1 protein-coding gene and 1 tRNA gene are annotated in these 2,384 nt (G+C 58.7%); one reads left to right on the forward strand and one right to left on the reverse strand.

The annotated features are described in order from the left end of the window. The first annotated feature begins 46 nt into the window (after window positions 1-46). Window positions 47-123, forward strand: a tRNA-Asp gene (locus tag JJB07_RS23700). A 64-nt stretch (window positions 124-187) separates the two neighbouring features. Here JJB07_RS23700 and JJB07_RS23705 read toward each other — a convergent pair. Continuing rightward, a complete protein-coding gene (locus tag JJB07_RS23705; protein WP_201638502.1) occupies window positions 188-2,077 on the reverse strand; it encodes an OPT family oligopeptide transporter in 1,890 nt (629 codons plus the stop codon). Window positions 2,078-2,384 lie beyond the last annotated feature (307 nt).

Genomic DNA, 2,384 nt, shown 5'->3' on the forward strand with positions numbered 1-2,384 from the left:
CATAACCCGAAGGTCGCAGGTTCAAGTCCTGTCCCCGCAACCACATGGAGCTGTGGTGTAGTGGCCTAACATGTCCGCCTGTCACGCGGAAGACCGCGGGTTCGAATCCCGTCAGCTCCGCCAAACGTTTGTAGAGAAAGGCTCGATCTTCTTAGTGAAGATCGAGCCTTTTTTTGCGTTCCCGTTGTTAGGTTTTGCGTGGCTGTCGTCCTGACATCCAGCCGACCCACACAGCGAGGGCGAGGAAGATCACCAGCGAGAGGAACTGACCGCCGAGTTTGGCTTCGGGCAAGGTGATTTTGAGCGAGACGAGGCCGGCGATCAAGATGCCGATCAGCGATTCGCCCGCGATCAGGCCGGAGCAGAGCAGGACACCGCGTTCGACGCGTTCTTCTTCGGGTTTGTCGGCGCCTCTTTTTTGCAAGAGCAAGTAGAAGTAGCGCACGAGGCCGCCGAGGAAGATCGGGGTCGAGGTGTGAACGGGCAGGTAGATGCCGACCGCGACGGGGAGAGCTTCGATGCCGAGCAGTTCGATGACTACGGCGATGGCGACTCCGATGAAGACGAGATCCCACGGCATGTTCGCGTTCATGATGCCTTCGACGATCAGTTTCATGAGGACCGCTTTGGGTGCCGGGAGTTCCTTGGAACCGAATCCGTAGGCGTCGTTGAGCAAGAGCAGGACCCAGCCGATGACGAGGCCGGAGCCGAGGATGCCGATCAACATCGCCAACTGCTGCGCGCGCGGGGTGGCTCCGACGAGGTAGCCGGTTTTGAGGTCTTGCGAGATGTCGCCTGCGATGGCGAGTGCCACACAGATAATGGCGCCGACGGTCAGCGCTGTGATCATACCGTCCATACCGGAGTAGCCGAATGCGCGGTAGACCGAAGTGACGATCAGCAACGTGGCGATCGTCATGCCGGAGACGGGGCTCGAGGAGGAGCCGATGGCGCCGACGATGCGCGAGGCGACGGTGACGAACAGGAACCCGAACACCGCGATGCCGATAGCGCCGATGATGCCCGTGTTGATTTGGGGCAGGAAGGCAGCGGCGAGCAGGAGAATCGCGGCGGCGGGCAGGGTGATTTTTCGGCTAAGGTCTTGTTCGGTGCGCAGGAGCTCTACCGTGTGGGTGTCGTTTTTTGTGCCTTGCAAGCCACGGAAAGTAGAAGCAAGCGAACTCCACAGCATGGGGAGCGTGCGCACGAGGGAGATGAGACCGCCGGTTGCGACAGCGCCTGCTCCTATGTAGCGGATGTAGTTGTCCCAAATGCCCCAGGCGTCGAGGGTGGAGATCGGGTCTTTGCCCGGTGCAATGGCACCGCCGTGAGCTCCGAAGAACGCGATCATCGGGATGAGGACGAGCCAAGCCAACACCCCGCCGGCCGCCATCATGGCACCGACGCGCGGACCGACGATGAAGCCGACGGCGAGCAGGGATGGAAATGTGTCCATGCCGATGACGCCATTGCGAAGTCCGGCCACTTTGGTTTCGATTTCGGAAGGGAACATCTTCAGACCGTCGGCGAACAATTTGAAGACGCCGCCGATGGCGAGACCGCCGAAGACCAGTTTGGCGCGTCCGCCGCCTTCTTCTCCGGCGACGAGGACTTGGGCGCAGGCTGTGCCTTCGGGATAGGGCAAGCGGTCGTGTTCTTTGACGATCAGCAAGCGGCGCAACGGAATCATGAACAGCACGCCGAGGAAACCGCCGGTCAAGACGATCAGCGTGATTTTGAAAAGGCCGGGGTTGACCTTCCACAGAAACAGCGCAGGCAGGGTGAAAATCGCACCGGCCGCGACCGCTTCTCCGGCGGTGGTAATTGTCTGCACGATGTTGTTCTCCAAGATCGAGTTGCGGCGGAGAATGCCTCGGATGATGGCCATGGAGATTACGGCAGCCGGGATGGAAGCGGAGATTGTCATCCCGATGATCAGGCCGAGATAGGCGTTGGCTGCACCGAAGACGATGGCGAGGACAATCCCGATGACGATCGCGGTGAGGGTGAGCTCCGGCGGTCTTTCGGAGGACGAGATGAAGGGTTTGAAGGTTTTCTTGTTTTGGTTGTCGCTCATGCGGGAGGCTCCTTCCCCTAGTTGGTTCTGTTTCTAACATTTGAGGATTGCGGCTGTTATATGCGGCGTGGTAGGATAGCTCTTGTCGCCGCGAGAGATGCGGTGATGAAAAAAGTTGAGATGAGTGGTTGAGATTGACAGTTGACTTGAAGTTGATTGTCGTGGTATCTTAATCAGGTCGCCTCTGAGCGACACGATTGATCCTTGAAAACTAAACGAGTGATAGATGAAGATCGATTCGAGTCAGCGAACCAAACTTTTATTGAGAGTTTGATCCTGGCTCAGGACGAACGCTGGCGGCGTGCCT

The organism is Tumebacillus amylolyticus, from assembly GCF_016722965.1.
GTDB classification, from domain to species: domain Bacteria; phylum Bacillota; class Bacilli; order Tumebacillales; family Tumebacillaceae; genus Tumebacillus; species Tumebacillus amylolyticus.

Excerpts from the sequence above, each read along its gene's own strand:
- JJB07_RS23705 (WP_201638502.1), bottom strand. The coding sequence starts at position 2,077 with ATGAGCGACAACCAAAACAAGAAAACCTTCAAACCCTTCATCTCGTCC.